Source organism: Acidovorax sp. GW821-FHT11A03, assembly GCF_058809075.1.
In genome coordinates, this window is sequence record NZ_JBXASG010000009.1 from 249,661 (window position 1) to 269,691 (window position 20,031).

The 20,031-nt window shown below is 68.3% G+C and carries 18 protein-coding genes; 9 read left to right on the plus strand and 9 right to left on the minus strand.

Features of this window, described 5'->3' with window-relative positions:
- From AC1RVY_RS22455 to AC1RVY_RS22470, 4 genes are all read left to right on the plus strand, one after another.
- The gene (locus AC1RVY_RS22455; RefSeq protein WP_492808239.1) at positions 1 to 894 is read left to right on the plus strand and encodes a PPK2 family polyphosphate kinase; all 894 of its coding nucleotides are present in this window, start codon (positions 1 to 3) and stop codon (positions 892 to 894) included.
- A gap of 182 nt (positions 895 to 1,076) precedes the next feature.
- Complete coding sequence (locus tag AC1RVY_RS22460) at positions 1,077 to 2,396, plus strand: Glu/Leu/Phe/Val family dehydrogenase (RefSeq protein ID WP_492808241.1); 1,320 nt, start codon at positions 1,077 to 1,079, stop codon at positions 2,394 to 2,396.
- 377 nt (positions 2,397 to 2,773) lie between these two features.
- Positions 2,774 to 4,435 (plus strand): class I adenylate-forming enzyme family protein, encoded by a 1,662-nt coding sequence (locus tag AC1RVY_RS22465; RefSeq protein ID WP_218339201.1) that lies wholly within the window; start codon positions 2,774 to 2,776, stop codon positions 4,433 to 4,435.
- Positions 4,435 to 5,817, plus strand: a complete 1,383-nt coding sequence (locus AC1RVY_RS22470) for an MFS transporter (RefSeq protein ID WP_369641059.1) — start codon at positions 4,435 to 4,437, stop codon at positions 5,815 to 5,817. Before AC1RVY_RS22465 ends, AC1RVY_RS22470 begins: the two co-directional genes overlap by 1 nt.
- Positions 5,818 to 5,873: 56 nt before the next feature.
- Here the strand turns inward: AC1RVY_RS22470 and AC1RVY_RS22475 are convergent, their stop codons facing one another.
- Complete coding sequence (locus tag AC1RVY_RS22475; RefSeq protein ID WP_369641058.1) at positions 5,874 to 6,995, minus strand: hypothetical protein; 1,122 nt, start codon at positions 6,993 to 6,995, stop codon at positions 5,874 to 5,876.
- Positions 6,996 to 7,203: 208 nt separating this feature from the next.
- On the opposite strand from AC1RVY_RS22475, the gene AC1RVY_RS22480 reads away from it, so the two are divergent.
- Together AC1RVY_RS22480 and AC1RVY_RS22485 are read left to right on the plus strand one after the other, a co-directional pair.
- Positions 7,204 to 7,851, plus strand: a complete 648-nt coding sequence (locus AC1RVY_RS22480; RefSeq protein ID WP_492808244.1) for a DUF8692 domain-containing protein — start codon at positions 7,204 to 7,206, stop codon at positions 7,849 to 7,851.
- A gap of 170 nt (positions 7,852 to 8,021) precedes the next feature.
- The gene (locus AC1RVY_RS22485; RefSeq protein WP_492808245.1) at positions 8,022 to 8,504 is read left to right on the plus strand and encodes a hypothetical protein; all 483 of its coding nucleotides are present in this window, start codon (positions 8,022 to 8,024) and stop codon (positions 8,502 to 8,504) included.
- Between the two features lie 197 nt (positions 8,505 to 8,701).
- On the opposite strand, the gene AC1RVY_RS22490 is transcribed toward AC1RVY_RS22485, so the two are convergent.
- The 5 genes from AC1RVY_RS22490 to AC1RVY_RS22510 form a co-directional block, all read right to left on the minus strand.
- Positions 8,702 to 10,087, minus strand: a complete 1,386-nt coding sequence (locus AC1RVY_RS22490; protein ID WP_492808247.1) for an SH3 domain-containing protein — start codon at positions 10,085 to 10,087, stop codon at positions 8,702 to 8,704.
- Positions 10,088 to 10,102: 15 nt separating this feature from the next.
- Positions 10,103 to 11,545 carry a prephenate-dependent tRNA uridine(34) hydroxylase TrhP gene (trhP, locus tag AC1RVY_RS22495; RefSeq protein WP_492808248.1) on the minus strand — a complete coding sequence of 481 codons (1,443 nt, stop codon included), beginning with the start codon at positions 11,543 to 11,545 and terminating at the stop codon, positions 10,103 to 10,105.
- A 36-nt stretch (positions 11,546 to 11,581) separates the two neighbouring features.
- Positions 11,582 to 12,511 (minus strand): tRNA 2-thiocytidine(32) synthetase TtcA, encoded by a 930-nt coding sequence (gene ttcA, locus AC1RVY_RS22500; RefSeq protein WP_492808249.1) that lies wholly within the window; start codon positions 12,509 to 12,511, stop codon positions 11,582 to 11,584.
- A 181-nt stretch (positions 12,512 to 12,692) separates the two neighbouring features.
- The gene (locus tag AC1RVY_RS22505) at positions 12,693 to 13,757 is read right to left on the minus strand and encodes a homocysteine S-methyltransferase family protein (RefSeq protein ID WP_218296535.1); all 1,065 of its coding nucleotides are present in this window, start codon (positions 13,755 to 13,757) and stop codon (positions 12,693 to 12,695) included.
- 46 nt (positions 13,758 to 13,803) lie between these two features.
- The gene (locus AC1RVY_RS22510; RefSeq protein WP_492808251.1) at positions 13,804 to 14,337 is read right to left on the minus strand and encodes a hypothetical protein; all 534 of its coding nucleotides are present in this window, start codon (positions 14,335 to 14,337) and stop codon (positions 13,804 to 13,806) included.
- Positions 14,338 to 14,588: 251 nt separating this feature from the next.
- On the opposite strand from AC1RVY_RS22510, the gene AC1RVY_RS22515 reads away from it, so the two are divergent.
- The 3 genes from AC1RVY_RS22515 to recQ all read left to right on the plus strand — a co-directional run bounded on the left by AC1RVY_RS22515 (position 14,589) and on the right by recQ (position 17,258).
- Complete coding sequence (locus AC1RVY_RS22515) at positions 14,589 to 14,834, plus strand: type II toxin-antitoxin system Phd/YefM family antitoxin (protein WP_008904540.1); 246 nt, start codon at positions 14,589 to 14,591, stop codon at positions 14,832 to 14,834.
- Between the two features lie 6 nt (positions 14,835 to 14,840).
- Complete coding sequence (locus tag AC1RVY_RS22520; protein ID WP_492244791.1) at positions 14,841 to 15,275, plus strand: type II toxin-antitoxin system VapC family toxin; 435 nt, start codon at positions 14,841 to 14,843, stop codon at positions 15,273 to 15,275.
- Positions 15,276 to 15,401: 126 nt separating this feature from the next.
- Positions 15,402 to 17,258, plus strand: coding sequence for a DNA helicase RecQ (recQ, locus tag AC1RVY_RS22525; RefSeq protein ID WP_492808271.1), 1,857 nt, complete (start codon positions 15,402 to 15,404; stop codon positions 17,256 to 17,258).
- Between the two features lie 68 nt (positions 17,259 to 17,326).
- Here the strand turns inward: recQ and ipdC are convergent, their stop codons facing one another.
- The 3 genes from ipdC to nrdD form a co-directional block, all read right to left on the minus strand.
- Positions 17,327 to 18,973 (minus strand): indolepyruvate/phenylpyruvate decarboxylase, encoded by a 1,647-nt coding sequence (gene ipdC / locus AC1RVY_RS22530; RefSeq protein WP_492808253.1) that lies wholly within the window; start codon positions 18,971 to 18,973, stop codon positions 17,327 to 17,329.
- Between the two features lie 166 nt (positions 18,974 to 19,139).
- A complete protein-coding gene (locus tag AC1RVY_RS22535) occupies positions 19,140 to 19,787 on the minus strand; it encodes an anaerobic ribonucleoside-triphosphate reductase activating protein (RefSeq protein WP_492808272.1) in 648 nt (215 codons plus the stop codon).
- A 34-nt stretch (positions 19,788 to 19,821) separates the two neighbouring features.
- On the minus strand, positions 19,822 to 20,022 hold the full coding sequence (nrdD, locus tag AC1RVY_RS22540) for an anaerobic ribonucleoside-triphosphate reductase (RefSeq protein WP_369641049.1): 201 nt from the start codon (positions 20,020 to 20,022) through the stop codon (positions 19,822 to 19,824).
- Positions 20,023 to 20,031: the final 9 nt, after the last annotated feature.

Sequence of the window (20,031 nt, forward strand, 5' to 3'; positions counted from 1 at the left end):
ATGCCGTCACCCCTGATTCCCAAGTCCCGCAACAAGGCCGCCGAGCTCTGGTCGCAATGGCAACCCGGCAAGCCCGCCGATGGCGAGGGCAAGGGCAGCAGCCGGGGCAAGCCGCCACGCGGCGTGTCGCTGCAGGACTACGACCCGGGCGCCAAGCCGTTTTCGCAGGGCGAGAAAGCCCGGGACAAGGCCGCCGTCGAGGCGCTGGCCGAGGAACTCGATGCGCTGCAGAACCTGTTCTATGCCGACAAACGCTACAAGCTGCTGGTGGTGCTCCAGGGCACCGACACCTCGGGCAAGGACGGGACGATCCGGGGCGTGTTCGGCCGCATGAGCGCCCTGGGCGTGCATGCCGTGGGCTGGAAGGCGCCGACCGAGGCCGAGCGCGCCCGCGACTACCTCTGGCGCATCCACCAGCAGGTGCCACAGGCCGGCGACATCACGGTGTTCAACCGCAGCCACTACGAGGACGTGCTGGTGCCCGTGGTCAACGGCTGGATCACGCCCGAACAGCACCAGCAGCGCCTGGCCCACATCAACGACTTCGAGCGCATGCTCGGCGAAACGGGCACCATCGTGCTCAAGTTCCTGCTGCACATCAGCCCCGAGGAGCAGCGACAGCGCCTACAGGAGCGCCTGGACGATCCGGCCAAGCACTGGAAGTTCAGCATGGGCGACATCGAGGTGCGCAAGCAATGGGCGGAGTACCAGCGCGCCTACGACGCCCTGCTGGCCGCCACCCACACGCCCTGGGCACCGTGGACCATCGTGCCCGCCAATTCCAAGACCCACCGCAACCTGATGATCGCCACCGTGCTGCGCGAGGTGCTGCAGAACCTGGACCTGCGCTACCCGACGGGCGACCCGGCGCTGGCCCATTTCACGGTGGAATGACCGGCGTGGCGGGCGGCCGCCCGGTGCCCGCGCACGGCGCGGCCCATGGTGCAGTGCCGCATGGGGCGGTCGTTTGCGTGGTTATGCAACAAATGCATAACACACAAACACTACGGCCTTAGACAGCGTGCGGCGGCAGGCATAAGCTTCGCGGCTTGAACTGATCCCACAAGGAATTCACCATGTCTTCATCCACGGGCGCCCCCGCCTCCAACCCCGCAGGCGCAGTCCACACCCTGCCCTCGTACCTGCAGGCCGACCACCTCGGCCCCTGGGGCAACTACCTGCAGCAGGTAGACCGCGTCACCCCTTACCTGGGCAGCCTGGCGCGCTGGGTGGAAACGCTCAAGCGCCCCAAGCGCATCCTGATCGTGGACGTGCCGATCGAGCTGGACAACGGCACCATCGCCCACTACGAGGGCTACCGCGTGCAGCACAACCTGAGCCGGGGCCCCGGCAAGGGCGGCGTGCGTTTCCACCAGGACGTGACACTGTCCGAAGTGATGGCCCTGTCGGCCTGGATGTCGGTCAAGAACGCCGCCGTGAACGTGCCCTACGGCGGTGCCAAGGGCGGTATCCGCGTGGACCCCAAGAAGCTGTCGATGGGTGAGCTGGAGCGCCTGACGCGCCGCTACACCAGCGAGATCGGCCTGCTGATCGGCCCCTCCAAGGACATCCCCGCCCCCGACGTGAACACCAACGGCCAGATCATGGCCTGGATGATGGACACGTATTCCATGAACGTGGGCGCCACCGCCACCGGCGTGGTGACCGGCAAGCCCGTGGACCTGGGCGGCTCGCTCGGCCGTGTGGAGGCCACCGGCCGCGGCGTGTTCACCGTGGGCGTGGAAGCCGCCAAGCTCACCGGCCTGGCGCTCGACGGCGCCCGCGTGGCCGTGCAGGGCTTTGGCAATGTGGGCGGCATCGCGGCCAAGCTGTTTGCCGAAGCGGGCGCCAAGGTGGTGGCCGTGCAGGACCATACCGGCACCATCTTCAACGGCAAGGGCCTGGACGTGCCCGCGCTGCTGGCGCACGTGAAGACCCGGGGTGGCGTGGGCGGCTTCGCCGGCGCCGATGTGATGCAGCCCGAGGAGTTCTGGGGCGTGGACTGCGAGATCCTGATCCCCGCCGCGCTCGAAGGCCAGATCACCAAGGACAACGCGGGCCAGATCAAGGCCAAGCTCGTGATCGAAGGCGCCAACGGCCCCACGACCACCGAGGCCGACGACATCCTGCACGACAAGGGCGTGCTGGTGCTGCCCGACGTGATCGCCAATGCCGGCGGCGTGACGGTGAGCTACTTCGAGTGGGTGCAGGATTTCTCCAGCTTCTTCTGGAGCGAGGACGAGATCAACGCCCGCCTGGTGCGCATCATGCAAGAGGCCTTTGCGGGCATCTGGCAAGTGGCGCAAGAGCACAAGGTGAGCCTGCGCACCGCCACCTTCATCGTGGCCTGCCAGCGCATCCTGCACGCCCGCGAAATGCGCGGCCTGTATCCGTAAGCGCCCGCAGCGGCTGCGCCGCTTCCCCCGAGGGGACACGCCGGTGGCCTGGCGTGAAGGCGCCGCCTGATTGCGCAGGGGCACTTTCTAGTCCGCCATCCTGGCCACGCCCTTAGCGGGGCGGGCCTTGCCAAACAACCGCCACGCCGTGATCCGGCCTGGCGGTTTTTTCTTTGTCTGCGCACGGTGCGCCGGCCTGCTTGTTGCGCCACGGCGACGGGCACGCGGCGCGCACCGCCGTTCACGGAGCCAAAGCGACCGCACAGCCGAAGCAGAAACAAGAAGATACGCGCACGTACAAATGGTCATCTTTTGCCACGGGTGCGCGTGAAAAACTTCCTTGACCTTGCTTTCACGCCCCTCCTGGGAGACTTCCGGTGGCCTTACCTTCCCTGCGCAGCCTAGTGGCGCGCTTTCTCCTGAACCGCTTGCGCACCGCCCGCGCCGTCGCCCGCCTGGCGTACCGCCTGCACCCCCACAAGCCCGCGCTCATCGACCGGCGCGGCACGCTCACCTATGCGCAGCTGCACGAGCGCGTGTTGCGCCTGCAGGCCTGGATGCAGGCGCAGGGCGTGAAGAAGGGCGACGTCGTGTTCACCTGGCTGCCCGAGACCGGCGAGCAGTACGAAACCCGCCTGGCCACGTTCGAGAACGGCACCATCTTCGCGAGCTTCCACAAGCACCTGCCGGCCGATGCGGCGCTCACCACCATGGGCCGCGTCAAGCCCACGGTGTTCATCCACGACCCGCTGCTGAGCGCTCCCATCCTGCAGGCCGTGCGCGAACAGCTGCCCGGCCTGCGCCTGCTGGCGCTGGGGGATGAGTACGAACAGGCGCTGGCGCAGGCCACCCCCGCCGCGGGCACCGCCGAGGTGCACGAGGACGACGTGTTCGCGCTGCACATGACCTCGGGCACCACGGGCCTGCCCAAGTCCATCGGCTACAGCAACCGCAAGTACCTGGACAGCGTGCGCCTGATCTCGCGCGCCATCGACTTCAGGCCACCCGCCCACGGCCCCGACGTGAACATGCTGGGCCTGCCGCTCACCGGGCCGGGCTCGGGCCTGGTGCTGCCCACGCTGCTCTCGGGCGCGGCGCTGGTGATGCCTGAGGACTTCCGCGCCAGCACGCTCGCGGGGCTGATCCAGAAGCACCGCGTGTCGCGCGCCTTCCTCTCGCCCTCGGCCATCATCGACCTGCTGGACGAGCCCACGCTGGACCAGTACGACCTGTCGTCGCTGACCCACGTGCCCTATGGTTCGGAGATGATGCCCGCGCCCAAGATCGCCGAGGCCATCCGCCGCTTCGGGCCGATCTTCCAGCAGGGCTACGGCTGCCTGGAGGCCCTGCCGCCCATCACCTGGCTGCTGCCGCACGAACACGTGGATGCCCAGGGCAACCCGCTCGGCCTGGAGGTGCTCTCCACCGTGGGCCGGGTCATGCCCGGCGTGCAGGTGGTCATCCGCGGCGACGACTTCACGCCGCTGCCGCAGGGCGAGATGGGCCTGATCACCGTGCTGACGCCCGTGCGCTTCGACGGCTACTGGCTCGACCCCGAAAAGACCGGCGAGACCCTGCGCGACGGCTGGGTGGTGATGGGCGACCTGGGCTATTTCGACACGGCAGGCTACCTGCACGTGCTGGGGCGCAGCGCCGACCGCGTCTCGCGCGATGGGCAGTTGCTGAACCCGCGCGAAGTGGAGGAGGTGGCCCACACCCACCCCTCGGTCAAGGAGGCCTGCCTGGTGCAGCATGGCGCGCAGGCCGTGCTGGTGCTGAGCCTGCGCCGGAGCTGGCGCAAGGGGCAGGACTGGGGCACGCTGGAGGGTGAGATCGCGCAGTACCTGGCGCAGCAGCTGCCCGCCACCCTGTGCCCCGACGATGTCCGCATCGTCGAGGAGATTCCGCGCAGCTTCCTGAACAAGATGCTGCGCCGCGAAGTGCGGCTGATGCTCGAAGCCGCGCCGCCGCGCGCCGCAGCCTCCAGTGCGCCCACGCTCGCCGCGGTGCCTTCGTCCGTCCCGGCGGTGGCACCGTGATGCACCACAGTCACGCGCCGGGCAGCACCACGCCATCGCCCCTGACCCTCGGCACCAAGCTCAGCTACGCGGTCGGCAACGTCGGCCTGCAGATGCTGGTCGCGGCGATGAATTTCATGCTCATGATCTTCTACACCGACGTGGCCCTGGTCGCGCCCGCCGTGGCCGGCGCGGCGCTGCTGGTGGGCAAGGTGTGGGACACCGTCAACGACCCGCTGTTCGGCTGGATGACCGACCGCACGCGCTCGCGCTGGGGCCGCCACCGCGTCTACCTCGTCTACGGCGCGGTCCCGCTCGGCATCGCCGCCGCCGCGGTGTGGATGGTGCCGCCGGGGCTCTCGCCCGTGGCCGCGTTCCTGTGGATCGCCATCACGTACACCGTGTTCGACACGCTCATGACGCTGGTGCAGCTGCCCTACCAGGCGATGGCCGCGAACATGACCACCGACTACGACGAGCGCACCAGCCTCACGGCCCATGCCTCCATGGGTGCGCTGCTGGGCTTCTTCGCGGGCAGCGTGTTCATGCCGGTGCTGGTGCGGGCCGCGCCCGACGCCCGCACCGGCTATGCACTCGCGGGCTCGTGCTTCGGCCTGATCGCCGGCGCGGCCGTGGCCGTGGTGGCCTGGCGCGTGCGCGAGCCCCAGGGCGGCGCCGAGCCCGCCGCCGACGCCAGCGACCGCCAACCCATGTGGGACAGCGTGCGCGAGACCCTGCGCACCACGCTGCGCAACCGCCCTTTCCTGCTGCTGATGAGCGCTGCGACCCTGGTGCGCCTGGGCCTCACGCTGGTGCAGGCCTCGCTCGCGTACTTCGTGATCTACCAGCTGCAGGGCGACAAGGGCGACCTGCCGCGCTACATGGGCACGCTGCTCGGCGTGGTGGGCCTGTCGCTGTTCGTGTGGAAGGTCGTGGTCGACCGCTGGGAAAAGAACTGGGCGTACGTCCTGGGCCTGGTGCTGTGCGCGGGCGGCCTGGTGGCGCTGTACTGGGTGGGGCCGGGCGACCAGCGCCTGGTCATGGGCATCCTGGTCGTCATCGGCATCGGCATGGGCGCGCACTGGATCGTGCCCTTCGCCATGGTTCCCGACACCATCGACCACGGCCACATGCAGGCCGGCGAGCGCAAGACGGGCATGTACTACGGCCTGTACGGCCTGATGGACAAGCTGGCACGCACGCTGGCCACGGTGATGGTGGCCGGCATGCTGGACGTGACGGGCTACGTGCCCAACGTGGCGCAGTCGGCCAGCGCGCTGCAGGGCATCACCCTGATGACCGGCGTGCTGCCGGCGCTGTGCCTGGTGCTGGCCGTTCCGCTGCTGGTGGCCTACCCCATCACGCGGTCGCGCCACGCGGACATCCTGCACAAGACCCGCTGACCCGCGAGGCCGCGCCCCGCCAGCGCGATCCGCGAAAAGTCCGGGACGAACAGGTTCTAGGCGCCGGGCGCGGGGCCCACCGGCTCCGGTGGCCGCACCCCGCGCTGCGCCAGGCAGAAAGGCTGGGCGCACTCCGCGCGGGCCGCATAAGGGCAGCCCACGGTCTCGCACAAACCGGAGGCGCCGTTGCGGGCGCGGTCCTCCTCGCGCGGCACCTGGCCGCTGGCCTGCAGCACGGCCATCTGCGTCCACGGGTCCATGCGCAGCTGCGCCAGCAGGTCGCGGCCATACACGGCAGCGGGCATCTGCGGCTGGAAATCCATCACCAGCAAGGCGCTGGTGCGGGGTGCCGAGGCCTCCAGCCCTTGCAGCACCAGCGCGAACACCCCGGACTGCAGCGACTGCGCACTGCCCGTGAACGGCACCTGCAGCGGCGCCGCCGTGGAGGGCGTGGCGGTCGCCGCCGCCGCTGCGGATGCGGCAGCCGAAGGCGCCTGCGACGCCAGCCACGGCACCGGCACGCGCAGGGTCAGCGCAAAGCCGCGCGGGCCTTCGGGCGTCTGCACGCTGCCCTGGCGCACCAGCCAGGTCTGAAGCGGCGGCGTCTCCGCGTCCACCGCGCCGCTTTCCAGCGCCTGCGCCAGCCCGATGGGCCAGGGCTGGGCGGCCGTGACCCGCTGGGGCGCCACACTGCCCGCCGTGAGCTGCGCCACCAGCGCACCCACCATGCGCAGCAGCGGCGCACCCAGCCCCGTGGCGGGCCAGTCGGCGCCCGACACGGATGCCGTGGAGGAGGCTGGCACAGGCGCGCCCACGGGCAGCGGCGGCGGTGCCAGCGCCCCCCGCGGCGCGGCGCCGGCCCTGGCGCCGGGGGCCGCAGCGGCGGCCGCGTTGCCCGCCACGCCGCGCCGTGGTTCAAAACCTGCGCCGAGCTGCTCGCGCGCCTGCGCCGAGATGCTGGCCTTGTCGGCCGCCGGGGCGGGCAGAGGTCCGGCGGGCGGGCTGGGAGAGGTCGGTGTGGGCGGAGGCGCGCTCGGGTCGGCCGTGGGCAGCGGCGCGGTCGCGGGGCCGGGCTTGTCCAGCCCCAGCAGCGCGGCCTGCCGCTGCAGGGCCGCTTCGGCCAGGAACTGGGCCACGGGCGGCAGCGCGCTGCGGGAGGGGTCGATGGGGAGGGCCATACCGGACAAGCGTGGGAGTTTCCGATTCTGAAGCGATTCCACGGGCGTGAACAGGGCACGCCGCCCGCAGCGTGCAAAACCATCAACAAGCTACCAAATGCATAGCTGAAAATGCTCTAAATTCCAGCGCCAGTGGCCTATCTGATTCAAAATTGCGTCGGTCCGCTGGCACCACCCGGCGCCGATGCCCCGTGGTTCCAAGCTCGCCATGCGCCAACGCCCTGCCCCACCATCCCACCACACGCCCGGCCCTACGCGGGCGCCCCACCCGGGGGTCGCACCCGCCCTGCTGGGCGCGGTGGCGGGGTTTCTGCTGTTCAGCGCGTGGATCTTTGCGCCGGGCTGGGAGCGCGCGTTCCGCTCCGACAACTCGCCCGCATCGTGGCTGTCGAGTGCGCTGCTGCTCACGCTGTGCATCACCGCGCTGCGCCTGACGGCCGAGCGCTGCCTGCCCGGGCGGCTGGGCGTGTGGCTGGTGCTGGCCTTCGGCGCGCTGGCGCTGGACGAGCAGTTCATGCTGCACGAGCTGTGGAAGTTCCGCTGCCACGAATGGACCGATGCCTGCCGCTGGGGCGCCGTGCGCGAGGCGCCCATGCTGGCGGTGGCCGTGGTGGGCCTGGCCACGCTGGCGTGGCTGCACCGGGCACTGTCGCACCGCAGCACCCAGGCCCTGCTGTGGACCGGGTTCGCCGTGGGGCTGGCGGCGATGGCCGTGGACCAATGGCCCGAGGTGCAGCCGCACTGGCCCTGGTTGCCAGGGCTGCCGGAGTTGCTGGCTACGCTGGAAGAGGCGCTGGAGGTGATGGCGGAGGCGCTGGTGCTGGGGGCGTTGTTGCGGCAGCCGGGTTCGCGGTGAGTGTGGGTATCACTACGGGCTGATTGAGCGGTCACTTTGGGCCCTAAGCAGCCGGTGGACGAAACTACCGCAAAGCTGCCGTTGACTCACTACCCACTGGCTTGACGTCCAAACCGCGCTGTCTCAGTGCCCTGTGCCTGCCTACTGGCAAGCTATAGTTTGCTGAGTTGATGCCTGCTGGGTTTGCCGGAAATTTTATACCTGTGCTTTTGAACAGCGCACTGACCGCAAGCCCAAACTGCAAGCCATTTTCAGGAGGAATCAGTGCCCAGAATATCCCGCACTGTCCAATTTATCCCGCAGGTTTTGCGGGATACATCACGTTAGCGCACATGAAATCGGTTTTGCGTTTCGTTGCCATCTACTTTGTGCTTTCTGCGGCGCTCGGGGCTGTTGTGCTCGTCTCGTCATTTCCTGCGCGGCCTAGCTCGTGGCTCGGTTGGCTCGGCTTGTTTGTATTGGTTGTTCCCCTCGCTCTGGCAGGCGAAGTCGTGGGTGAGTCTCTGCATCGCAATCAAATAGCGCGCGCCGTTGAGCGGCGCACGCAAAGCAAGCGCTTCTCGTGGCTTCGTCTTGGCTATCTACTTGCTTTAGGATTGGTTGTCGCGGCGGCAGTGGTCAGCATCAACCTAGTGTTCTCGCCGGGTGGTTAAATCACATGCGCTAACCCGTCGCTCAAGCAGACCCGCATTCTGCGGGCCGCTTACCTTGCCCGTTGAGCGTCCGCTTTCGCTAGCCGCCACCGACTGCTCCTGGCCGGAAGCTTCCCCTGAACACTTCTGAGCTCCCCACCCCAAGCATCTGAAAACCCGGCCCTTCCCCGCCCCGAACTGCCGCGCAAGGAGTCCACTCACGTGCACTCCTGATCCGCCCAGTACCCCGCCCGGAACCACTGGCCGTTGATGTTCAGGTACCAGCGCCAGTCAAAAACCGGCTCAAAGCTCATGCCACCCGGCGCAGGGGTGTCGATGCGCAGGATGTCCGCCACACCGTCGCGGTCCACGTCGATCTCGTGCACCATCACCGCCGTGTGCTTGCGCTGGGGCTTGTCGCGGATGGGCGGGTCGGCGGGTTGCATCCAGCTCGTGGCGTAGCGGCGGATCTTCACCTTCACGGCATCGGGCGGCAGCTTGCCGGGCACGGCCAGGCGGACCAGCACCTCGGCGGTGTCGGACAGTCTGGCGTAGCCGCGCACGGGAACCGTTTCGTCCTCGCGCGGGTCGCCGAAGCCCTTGCCGGGGTAGTGGCCGCCGCAGTAGTGGTCGGCGTTGCTGATGTCCCAGTAGCGCTGGCGCAGGGCCCGTGCGCCGACCAGCCCCTGGTGGGTGATGGCATACAGGGTGAGCGCGGGGGCAAAGGCCAGGTCGGCAGACCCCACGTCCCAGAAGCCGGTCACGAACTCGATCTCGGGCCCCATGTGGCGGTTGAAGCTGCCATGCGGCGCGCCGGTGGGAACCACGCTGATGCGGGTTCCCGCCACCGCCGCCAGGCCATCGGCATCCGTTTCGTGCAGCAGCGCCACGCTGGCGTGGGTGCGGAAGTACGACGGGGCCAGCGCGGGCAGAACGGGCCGGGTGGCGAGGGGGGCCACGGCGGGGATGTGGTCTACCGCGCGGGTGGCCAGCTTCAGGTCGGCGAGCGGGTCGACGGGCTCGCCCCGGTCAATCTCCTGCTCGGGCCGCAGCGGCACGCCTGCGCGCAACAGCTTCTTGGCCGCTTCAAACTCCGGGCGCACCGGGTACTGCACGGGGGCCTCAGGCGCGTGGGTCTTGACCAGGGCATTGAGCTGCAGCGCGGCGGGCCGGGGCAAGGCGTTGCCATAGGCACGCAGCCGGTTGGGCGATGGTGCCACCCAGAAGGCGCGGGCTGCGTCCTTGCCCACCTGGGCCAGGGTCAGGGGCTGGTCAGACAGCAGATTGCAGGACACATGGGCTTGCAACGGTGCCGCCAATGCGGGGCCGAGGCGCACATCGCCTCGATAGAGCACGGCGCACCAGCCGTCGCGTTCAGCGAGCTGCTCCAGCGCAGTGTTGGCCGGCACCTGGGCCAGCACGCTGGCTTGGGCCTGGGCCGACTCGCGCAGGTTGACCCAGGAGCCCTGTACATAGCGCACCTTGGCGGGCGCCAACTGCGGCGCGCCTGCAGTGGAGCCCTGCGCCAGGGCGCTGGCGCTGGCAAGCGCGGCCACAACCGACAGTGCCCAAGCAGGCGCTCGGCTGCGATGGTGTGTCCACATGGTGGTGCGCCCCGCTCAGGCCATGGCGGCAGGTTCGGCCGCCGTGGCCGCAGGCGGTGCCTCCACCACGCGGGCCAGCAGCGCGCCGGTATAGCGCGCAGGCAGCGGAATCCACACGCGCACCGGGTTGCCCTGGGCAATCTGCACGGGCTGTCCGACCACGTCACGCATCTGCTCCAGCCGCACGGTGACATTCCCGCCCGGGTGCACCACCTCAATCAGGTCGCCCACCGCGAAGTGGTTCTTGGTCTCCACCTGCACCCAGTCGCCCGCCAAACCCACTTCGGCTTGCCCTTCATCACCCAGCACCTCGCCCACATACTGGCTGCGCTGCGTGACCGAGTGGCCGTTGATGTAGTTCTGGTAGTCGTTGCTGGGGCGGCGCTCCAGCAGGCCGCCGGTGTAGCCGCGGTTGGACAGGCCTTCCAGCTCGATGAGCAGCTCGGGGTTGAAAGGGCGCCCGGCCACAGCGTCGTCAATCGCGCGGCGGTAGACCTGGGCGGTGCGGGCCACGTAGTACAGGCTCTTGGTGCGGCCCTCGATCTTGAGCGAGTCGACGCCGATCTGCGCCAGGCGCGCCACGTGCTCCACCGCGCGCAGGTCCTTGCTGTTCATGATGTAGGTGCCGTGCTCGTCTTCCATGATGGGCATGAGCTGGCCGGGGCGGCCTGCTTCTTCAATCAGGTAGACCTTGTCGGCCTTGGGGTGGCGCTCGCCGTTGCCAGTGGTGGAGGCGAAGGACTGTTCGGCCTTCTGCTGCGCGGCCTCGAAGTTGAAGTCGCCTTCCATCTTCTGCGCAATGGCTTCGCCCGTGGTGGCGTCGATGTCGGCGTCGTGCGTGGCGTAGTTCCAGCGGCAGGCGTTGGTGCAGGTGCCCTGGTTGGGGTCGCGGTGGTTGAAGTAGCCGCTGAGCAGGCAGCGGCCCGAGTACGCGATGCACAGCGCGCCGTGCACGAACACTTCCAGCTCCATGTCGGGGCATTCCTGGCGGATTTTCTCGATCTCGTCCAGGCTCAATTCGCGCGAGAGGATGACGCGCTCCACGCCCATCTTCTGCCAGAACTTCACCGCCGCCCAGTTGGTGGTGTTGGCCTGCACCGAGAGGTGCACCACCTGCTCGGGCCACTTTTCCTTGACCATCATGATCAAGCCCGCGTCGGCCATGATCAACGCGTCGGGTTGGCAGTCGATCACGGGCTCGATGTCGCGCAGGTAGGTGCGGATCTTGTCGTTGTGCGCAATCAGGTTGCTGGTCACAAAGAACTTCTTGCCGCGTGCATGGGCCTCGGTGATGCCTTGGCGGATCTGCTCGAGCTTGAACTCGTTGTTACGCGCGCGCAAGGAATAGCGCGGCTGGCCGGCGTACACCGCGTCGGCGCCAAAGTCGTAGGCGGCGCGCATCTTGTCGAGCGAGCCGGCGGGCAGCAGGAGTTCGGGGGCTTTGAGGAGGGTGGTCATGGGATGGCCCAATCTAGAAATCGTCGGGGGTCGGGTTCAGCGGGGCATCAGGGGCAGGCCCGCGAGCATGCCCACGGCCTGCGCAGGCAGTTCTTCGGCGTCAAAGGCCTTGTCACCATCGGCGTCGGCCACACCGTTGGGTACCAACCCCTTGAAGTCGAACTGGCGCGGGTCCATGAAGTGCGAGGGCACCAGGTTGCGCAGCGCCACGGCCATGTTCTCAATGCGGCCGGGGTACAGCTGCTGCCAGTCGCGCAGCATCTGGCCGATCTGCTTGCGCTGCAGGTTCTCCTGGCTGCCGCACAGGGTGCAGGGGATGATGGGGAAGTTGCGGATCTCGGCCCAACGCGTGAGGTCATCCTCGGCCACATAGGCCAGCGGGCGGATGATGAGGTGGTCGCCCCGGTCGCTCTGTACCTTGGGCGGCATGCCCTTGAGCTTGCCGCCGAAGAACATGTTCAAAAAGAAGGTCTGCAGCATGTCGTCACGGTGGTGGCCGAGTGCAATTTTGGTGCAGCCCAGCTCGTCGGCCACGCGGTACAGGATGCCCCGGCGCAGGCGGCTGCACAGGCTGCACATGGTCTTGCCCTCGGGGATGTGCTCCTTGACGACGCTGTAGGTGTCCTGCGTCTCGATGTGAAAGGGCACGCCGACCTGCGTCAGATATTCCGGCAGCACGTGGGCCGGAAAGCCGGGCTGCTTCTGGTCGAGGTTGACGGCGATCAGCTCGAACTTGTGGCCGTTGCGCTGCTGCAGCAAACGCAGCACGTCGAGCATGGCGTAGCTGTCCTTGCCGCCCGAGACGCAGACCATCACCTTGTCGCCGTCTTCGATGAGGCCAAAGTCGGCAATGGCCTGGGCCACCTGGCGCACCAGGCGCTTTTCGAGCTTGAGCGCGGCGTGGGCAACGGCTTTGTCAGAGGCCTCAGCAACAGGGGTGTCGGGCAGGGTGGCGGTAACGGACATGGGGAGCGGGCCGGGGTTCTGGCAAAGGGTGCGGGCGAAAGTTCAACCGAAGGCGCAAGGGTGCCGCAGAGTCATGCGCCCGGCAATGCGCCACCGCAGCGCAGTGACGATCTGAGTGCTGCGTTTTTTATAGCTATCAGCGCTTTCTGGATCAGCGCCAGAGGCCAATTTGTCTCCAAATTCAGGCTTCAGCGGGGTAGAACATCTTGCGCGTGGGCACGTTTTCCACCGCCTTGGCGATGGCGCCGATGTGGTCCGGCGTGGTGCCGCAGCAGCCGCCCAGGATGTTGACCAGCCCCTCGGCCGCGAACTCGTGCACCAGGCGGCTGGTGATCTCGGGGGTTTCGTCAAACCCGGTGTCGCTCATGGGGTTGGGCAGGCCCGCGTTGGGGTAGCAGCTGATGAAGGTGTCCTCGGCCACCCGGTTCAGCTCCTGGATGTAGGGGCGCATCAGCGTGGCGCCCAGCGCGCAGTTGAGGCCGATGGCCAGCGGGCGCGAGTGGCGCACGCTGTGCCAGAAGGCGGTCACGGTCTGTCCGCTCAAGATGCGGCCCGAGGCGTCGGTGACGGTGCCGCTGATGATGAGGGGCAGGCGCTCGCCGCTTTTTTCAAAGAACTCATCGATGGCGAACAGCGCGGCCTTGGCGTTGAGGGTGTCGAAGATGGTCTCGACCAGCAGCACGTCGGAGCCCCCCTCGACCAGCGCCTCGGTCTGCTCGTAGTACGCGGCGCGCAATTGCTCGAAATCGACATTGCGCGCGCCGGGGTCGTTCACGTCGGGGCTGATGCTGGCCGTCTTGGGCGTGGGGCCCAGGGCGCCGGCGACGAAGCGCGGCTTGTCGGGCGTGGAGTATTTGTCGCAGGCGGCGCGGGCCAGCCGGGCGGACTTGAGATTCATCTCGCGCGCCAGGTCGGCCATCTTGTAGTCCTCCTGCGCGATGGTCGTCGCGCCGAAGGTGTTGGTCTCGATGAGGTCGGCGCCCGCGGCCAGGTAGCGCTCGTGGATGTCGCGGATCACGTCGGGCCGGGTGAGGCTGAGCAACTCGTTGTTGCCCTTCACGTCGCGCGGGAAGTCCTTGAACCGGTCGCCCACACCGTCGGGGCCCGTGTAGCCCTCGCCCCGGTACTGCGCCTCGCCCAGCTTGAAGCGCTGGATCATGGTGCCCATGGCGCCGTCGAGGATGACGATGCGTTGGGCGAGGATGTCGGGCAGCTGCGCGGCGCGGGTGTAGTGAAGGGCTTGCATAGGCCGCTATTGTAGAAAGCCGGGCTAAACGGCTTTCTACCCTGGACTAATCTGCCTTCATGCGTGCGAACAAGGATTGCGCCGCCCGCAGAGCTTCTTGGCGCACGGATTCATCCGCCGTGGGGAGTTCGATGCCATCTACCCCGTCCACGAACATGGGGCCACCCACATCGTCGTCGTAGCTGGAGCCATCCTCGTGAATAGCCCGGTAGTCGCCTTGGGTGAGATCCTTACCCAGCAACTTGGCGTAGTGAAACCAGGTCCATACCTTGAGCGGATCGTCCGCGTGCCACGATTCCATCAGCTTCGCCAATGGCCCGCAGCGCTCACGGGGCATGCCCAGCGCCTCGGCCCGCGCCGCGCATGGCCCAGGATGCAAGTTGCCGTAGTGCGCCAGGAGCGGCTGCGATGGCAGGGGGCATAGCAGGCCGTGGGCCTTCAGTGCGGCGTGGGAGCCGAGCCCCAGCGCAGCGGCCAGCAGTTCATAGACGTGAGACCGCTTGACGTTGGCACGGTCGGCGCCTGCAATCGTTTGAAGGTGGGTTTGCGCCTGACGCGCAAACGAAGCGATGTTGTTCATGTGAAACCTTTCTTCAGCGAGCGCGCAACGCCGGGAAAGTGCACACGTTTAAGCCACGGCAGCGCACTCTATGAATAGAGGCCGCATGAAATCAATGAAGAGGAAGAAGAGAGCCTTTTTTTGCTCGTGTGCAAGCAGGGTGGGCACCGTACGAAGTTGTAAGCCGGTGATTGGCAAGGCCTCTTGATTTGACAGCATCACGCCACCCAACCATACTAGTCAGTCTAGTCAAACCAGCAAAAGGAGCCTTTATGCATGCTTGGCAACTACAAGACGCCAAAAGCCGCTTTAGCGAACTGGTGGAATGCGCACTGAACGAAGGACCCCAACTGGTTACCCGGCGTGGCAACGACGCCGTGGTGCTGATGGCCGCGCCCGAGTACCGGCGGCTGGCGGGTGAGGATGCGCTGGTGTCCCTGCTGTTGCAGGCGCCACGCGGGGAGCCGCTGGATACGGCACGGTCAGCCGAACCCATTCGCACGTTGGCGCTGGAGTGATCTGAAGTGAAGTACCTGCTGGACACTTGCCTGCTGTCTGAATTGGTGCGGCCCGCGCCCAATCCCGCAGTGCTGGAGTGGATGGGCGCGCGCACGTCTGCCGACCTGTTTGTCTCCGCTCTGACACTGGCCGAGCTGGAGCGAGGCATTGTGCGACTGCCTCCTTCGCGCCGCCAGAGCGAACTGGCCACTTGGCTCGCCAGTGTGCAGGCGGGGTTTGGGCAGCGGACTCTGGCCTTCACACGGGATACGGCCGGGTATTGGGCGCGCCTGTGCGCGCAGGCCGAGGCAGCGGGCAAGCCGATGGCGGCTTTCGACTCGCTGATTGCCGCGACGGCGCTGGAGCATGGCCTGGCCGTGGTCACGCGCAACGTGAGCGACTTTGCCAGCGCACCCGTGGTGCTGATCAATCCTTGGGACATAGCACCCGGCGCACAATAAGCCCCTTCGCGAGCGGGCACACTCGCCGCGAAAGTATTGGTCAAATTGGCCTCTAGCGCTTGACATACAAGCGCTACCAGCTATTAATTTCAGAGTATCCGCTTGTCCTCCCGCCTGTCTCCCGCCTTGTCCCCCGCCCATACCGTCCTGCAGGACGTCTTCGGCTACGAGCAATTCCGCGGCCCCCAGCAGGCCATCGTTGAACACGTGATCGCGGGCAGCGATGCCCTGGTGTTGATGCCCACGGGCGGCGGCAAGTCGCTGTGCTACCAGGTGCCGGCCATCGTGCGCCAGCAGCAGGGGCGCGGCGTGACCATCGTGATCTCGCCCCTGATCGCGCTGATGCACGACCAGGTGGGCGCGCTGCACGAGGCGGGGGTGGATGCGGCCTTCTTGAACTCCACGCTGAGCTTTGACGAGGCGCAGGACGTGGAGCTGCGCCTGCAGACCGGCGACATCACGCTGCTGTATGCGGCGCCCGAGCGGCTGAACACGCCGCGCTTCCTGGGCCTGCTCGACAGCCTGTACCACGAGGGCCACCTGTCGCTCTTCGCCATCGACGAGGCGCATTGCGTGAGCCAGTGGGGCCACGACTTTCGCCCCGAGTACCGCGCGCTCACGGTGCTCCACGAGCGCTATGCGGGGGTGCCGCGCATCGCGCTCACGGCCACGGCCGACGACCTCACGCGCGCCGACATCATCGAGCGCCTGCAGCTGGAAGACGCGCGGCTGTTCATCAGCAGCTTCGACCGGCCCAACATCCGCTACACCATCGTCGAGAAGAAGGACGCCACCACGCAGCTGCTGCGCTTCATCGAGCGCGAGCACGCGGGCGAGGCGGGCGTGGTGTACTGCCAGTCCAGGAAACGCGTGGAGGAGCTGGCGGCCACGCTGAGCGACGCCGGCCTCACGGCCCTGCCCTACCACGCGGGGCTCGACACCAAGGTGCGCCAGCGCAACCAGGACCGCTTCCTGCGCGAGGAAGGCATCGTGATGGTGGCCACCATCGCCTTCGGCATGGGCATCGACAAGCCCGACGTGCGCTTCGTGGCGCACGTGGACATGCCCAAGAACATCGAGGGCTACTACCAGGAGACCGGCCGCGCGGGCCGCGACGGCCTCAACGCCGATGCCTGGATGGCCTATGGCCTGAACGACGTGGTCAACCAGCGCCGCATGATCGACGAGAGCCCGGCGGGCGAGGAGTTCAAGCAGGCACTGCGCGGCAAGCTCGACGCGCTGCTGGCCCTGGCCGAGGCCACCGACTGCCGCCGCGTGCGGCTGCTGGCCTACTTTGGCGAAGCCTCCACGCCCTGCGGCAACTGCGACAACTGCATCAGCCCGCCCGCCGTGTGGGATGCGACCGATGCGGCGCGCAAGCTGCTGTCCACCATCTACCGCGTGAACCAGGCCAGCGGCATCAGCTTTGGCACGGGGCACATCATGGACATCCTGCGCGGCAAGAAGACCGAGAAGGTCGCGCAGTTCGGGCACGAAAAAATCTCCACCTTCGGCATTGGCGCGGACCTCTCGGAACCGCAACTGCGCGGCGTGCTGCGCCAGCTGATCGCCACGGGCGCTTTAGGCCTTCAGAAGGTGATGCTGGACAGCGGCCACAGCTTCGACACGCTGTGCCTCACCGAGGGCTCGCGCGCCGTGCTCAAGGGCGAGGTGCCGGTGCAGCTGCGCGAATCGGTGTCGTCCGCACCGGCCAAGCGCACGCGCAAGGGCAGCGCCCCGCCCGCCGCCGCCGCCAACCTGGGCCCGGACGCGCAGGTGCGCTTCATCAACCTCAAGGCCTGGCGCGCCGAGGTGGCGCGCGAGCACAACCTGCCCGCGTATGTGATCTTCCACGACGCCACGCTCGCGGCGATTGCCGAACGCAACCCGGGCACGCTGGACGACCTGCAGGGCATCAGCGGCATGGGGGCGAAGAAGCTCGAAGCCTACGGCGCCGACGTGCTGCGGGTGGTGGGCGGCTGAGCCGCCCGGCCACCGGCATCGCCCCACCCCCTGCCAGGCTGGCGCGCGCGTGCGTGTGGCGGGGAGGGCTACCTTCCCGCGCGCAGCGCGCGAATGCCCTCTGAAAAACGCCGCAGCGTGGGCGTGCTGTCGCCCGGCGGCACCATCAGCTCGATGAGCTGGAAGCGCCCGCGTTCGGCAAACGCGGCATCGAGCGCCGCCTTGAACTGGGCGCGCGCGTGCACCCGGTGGCCGCGCCCGCCCAGGGCGTCGGCGGCATCGGCCAGGTGCCAGTCGCCGAGCGCGGCGCAGCGCGACGTGGTCTGGAACGCGCGGATCATTTCCCAGGTCTGGTTGTTGAGCACGATGGCGATGGGGTCCAGCCCCAGGCGCGGGCAGTTGCCCAGCTCCCAGCCCGTCATCTGGAAGGCACCGTCGCCCACCAGGATGAGGCTGCGCTGGCCCGTGGCCACCTGGGCGCCGATGCCGGCCGGCACCCCGAACCCCATCGACGCGTAGTAGCCCGGTGCCACCAGCGGCGTGGGCAGCAGCTCCATGGCGGCGAACAGGCAGTCGCCGATGTCCGAGACGATGTTCATGGGGCCGTGCGCGCGGATGCGGTCGTTGAGCGCGCGGGAGAGGTCGGCCGCGCACACGGGCGCATCGTCGGCCACCAGGCCTTCGGGGCAGATGGGCGGGGGTGGCAGCGCGCGTGCCATCGCAACGCCCGCTGCCGGGGCACGGTCCAGCAGCGCCTCCACCAGCGCGGCCAGGGGGATGTCCGGGTACAGGTGGTGGCCCACGCGCGCCTCGCGGTGCGCGGCGATGAGCGCGCGGCGGAAGTCCATGCGCTGGGCGCTCACGCCGAAGTTGCTGTCCGACAGGATGGCGCCCAGCATCACGGGCAGGTCGGAGTCGTCCAGCAGCGCGCTGGTCTCCGGTGCGCCCGCCACGCCCAGGTAGGTGCCGTGGAAGGGCACGCCGGCATGCCCCGCGTCCTCGGCCAGCAGGCCCCGGCCCATGAAGGTGGTGAGCACGGGCAGCTGCAGGCGGCGCGCGAGTTCGGCCACGCGGGCTTCCAGGCCAAAGCGGCGCACCTCCACGTCCACCACTAGCACGGGGCGCCGGGCAGCCTGGATGCGGGCCATCCATTCATCGGCGCATTCGGCCACGGCGGCTGCGTTGAACGGGCTGGGGGGCAGCACCGGCACCTCGGCCATGGGGTGCAGCGTCATGTCGCGCGGCACCTCGATGAGCACGGGCTGCGAGTATTCGCGGCAGCTGCGCAGCACGCGGGCGAGGTCGGCGGGCGCGGTGGCGGGGTCGGACAGGCGCACCTGGTCGCAGGTGATCTCGCGGAAGATCCGCCACTGCGAATCGACATGGCGCACCTGGTGGTGCAGCACCAGGCCGGAGTGCGCCTCGACCTCGCCGGGGCAGCCGGCCAGCACCACCAGCGGCGAGCGCTCGGCATAGGCCCCCGCCACCGCATTGACCACGTTGAGCGCACCCGCGCCGTAAGTGACGGCCACCACGCCCAGCCCGCAGTGCATGCGCGCGGCGGCATCGGCGGCAAAACCCAGCGAGGGTTCGTGGCTGAGCGTGACCAGCGGCAGGATGCCGCTTTCCTCGATCTGCGCGAACAAGGGCAGGATGAAATCACCGGGGATGCCGAAGATCTCGCGCGCGCCGTGGTGCTTGAGCGCGTGCAGCAGCTGGAGGCCGAGGGGGTTCATGGAGGATTTCCTGACAAGGTGGTGCCGTTGTGCGGCGGTGGCGCGAATGATCCGCGCGGGCCGCGCAAAGCACTTCTGACGCGCATCAAGGCGTGTGCAACAGCGGCCGTATTTGCATGCTTATTTCATGCAGGCCCTTGCAACGCAGGAAATCTGCGCCCGGCACTCACACCCGGCGCAAGGTGAATCCGGAAAACAGCGCGGCCAGTTGCTGCCGGTGCGCGGGCGCCAGCGCCCAGGCCGGAGCGCCGAGCACGCGGCATTCCTGCAGCGCCCAATGCCGCACCCCGCGCGCGGCCAGGGCCTGGGCCAGTTCCAGCAATTCGCCCACACCAAACAGGCCCGCGTGCCAGGTGGTGCGGCATTCGTGGTCGATGCCATGGGCCAGCATGGCATCGAGCGCGGTCCAGGCGCGCGCGCCGCTGCCGGGGGTGGCGGTGATGGCGTCGTAGCGCTGCGGCAGGGCCTTGATGTCCAGCCCCACCCAGTGGAGGCGCGACAGCAGCGCCGCCAGCCGCCCGGGGTACATGCCGCCGGTGTGCAACGCAGCCTGCAGGCCCAGTGCGCGCACGGCATCCACCGCAGCGGGCAGCGCGGCTTGCAGCGTCGGCTCACCGCCCGAAAACACCACGCCGTCGAGCAGGCCCCGGCGGCTGTGCAGGAACTGCAGCGCCTGGTCCCACGGCAACGCCGGGGGCGCGGCGGCGTCGAGCAGCCCGGGGTTGTGGCAGTAGCCGCAGCGCCAGGGGCAACCCTGGCAATAGAAAACGGCCGCGAGGCGGCCGGGGAAGTCGATGGTGGTGAGCGGCGTCATGCCGCCCAGCCGCAGCGCGGACGCTGGCGGCGCCTCAGCAGGCGTTGCTTCCACCACGCGCCTGCTCTGAAAAGAAACGGCGCTCGGCGTGCTCGCCCTGCTTGCCCGTGTTGAAGCTGGCCACGGGGCGGTGGTAGCCCATGACGCGGGTCCAGACCTCGCAGGGCTGGCGCTCGCCGTCGGTGAGCTGCACGGCGGCCAGGGCGGCCTGTTCGGGGGTAGAGAAATGGCTCATGTGATCTCC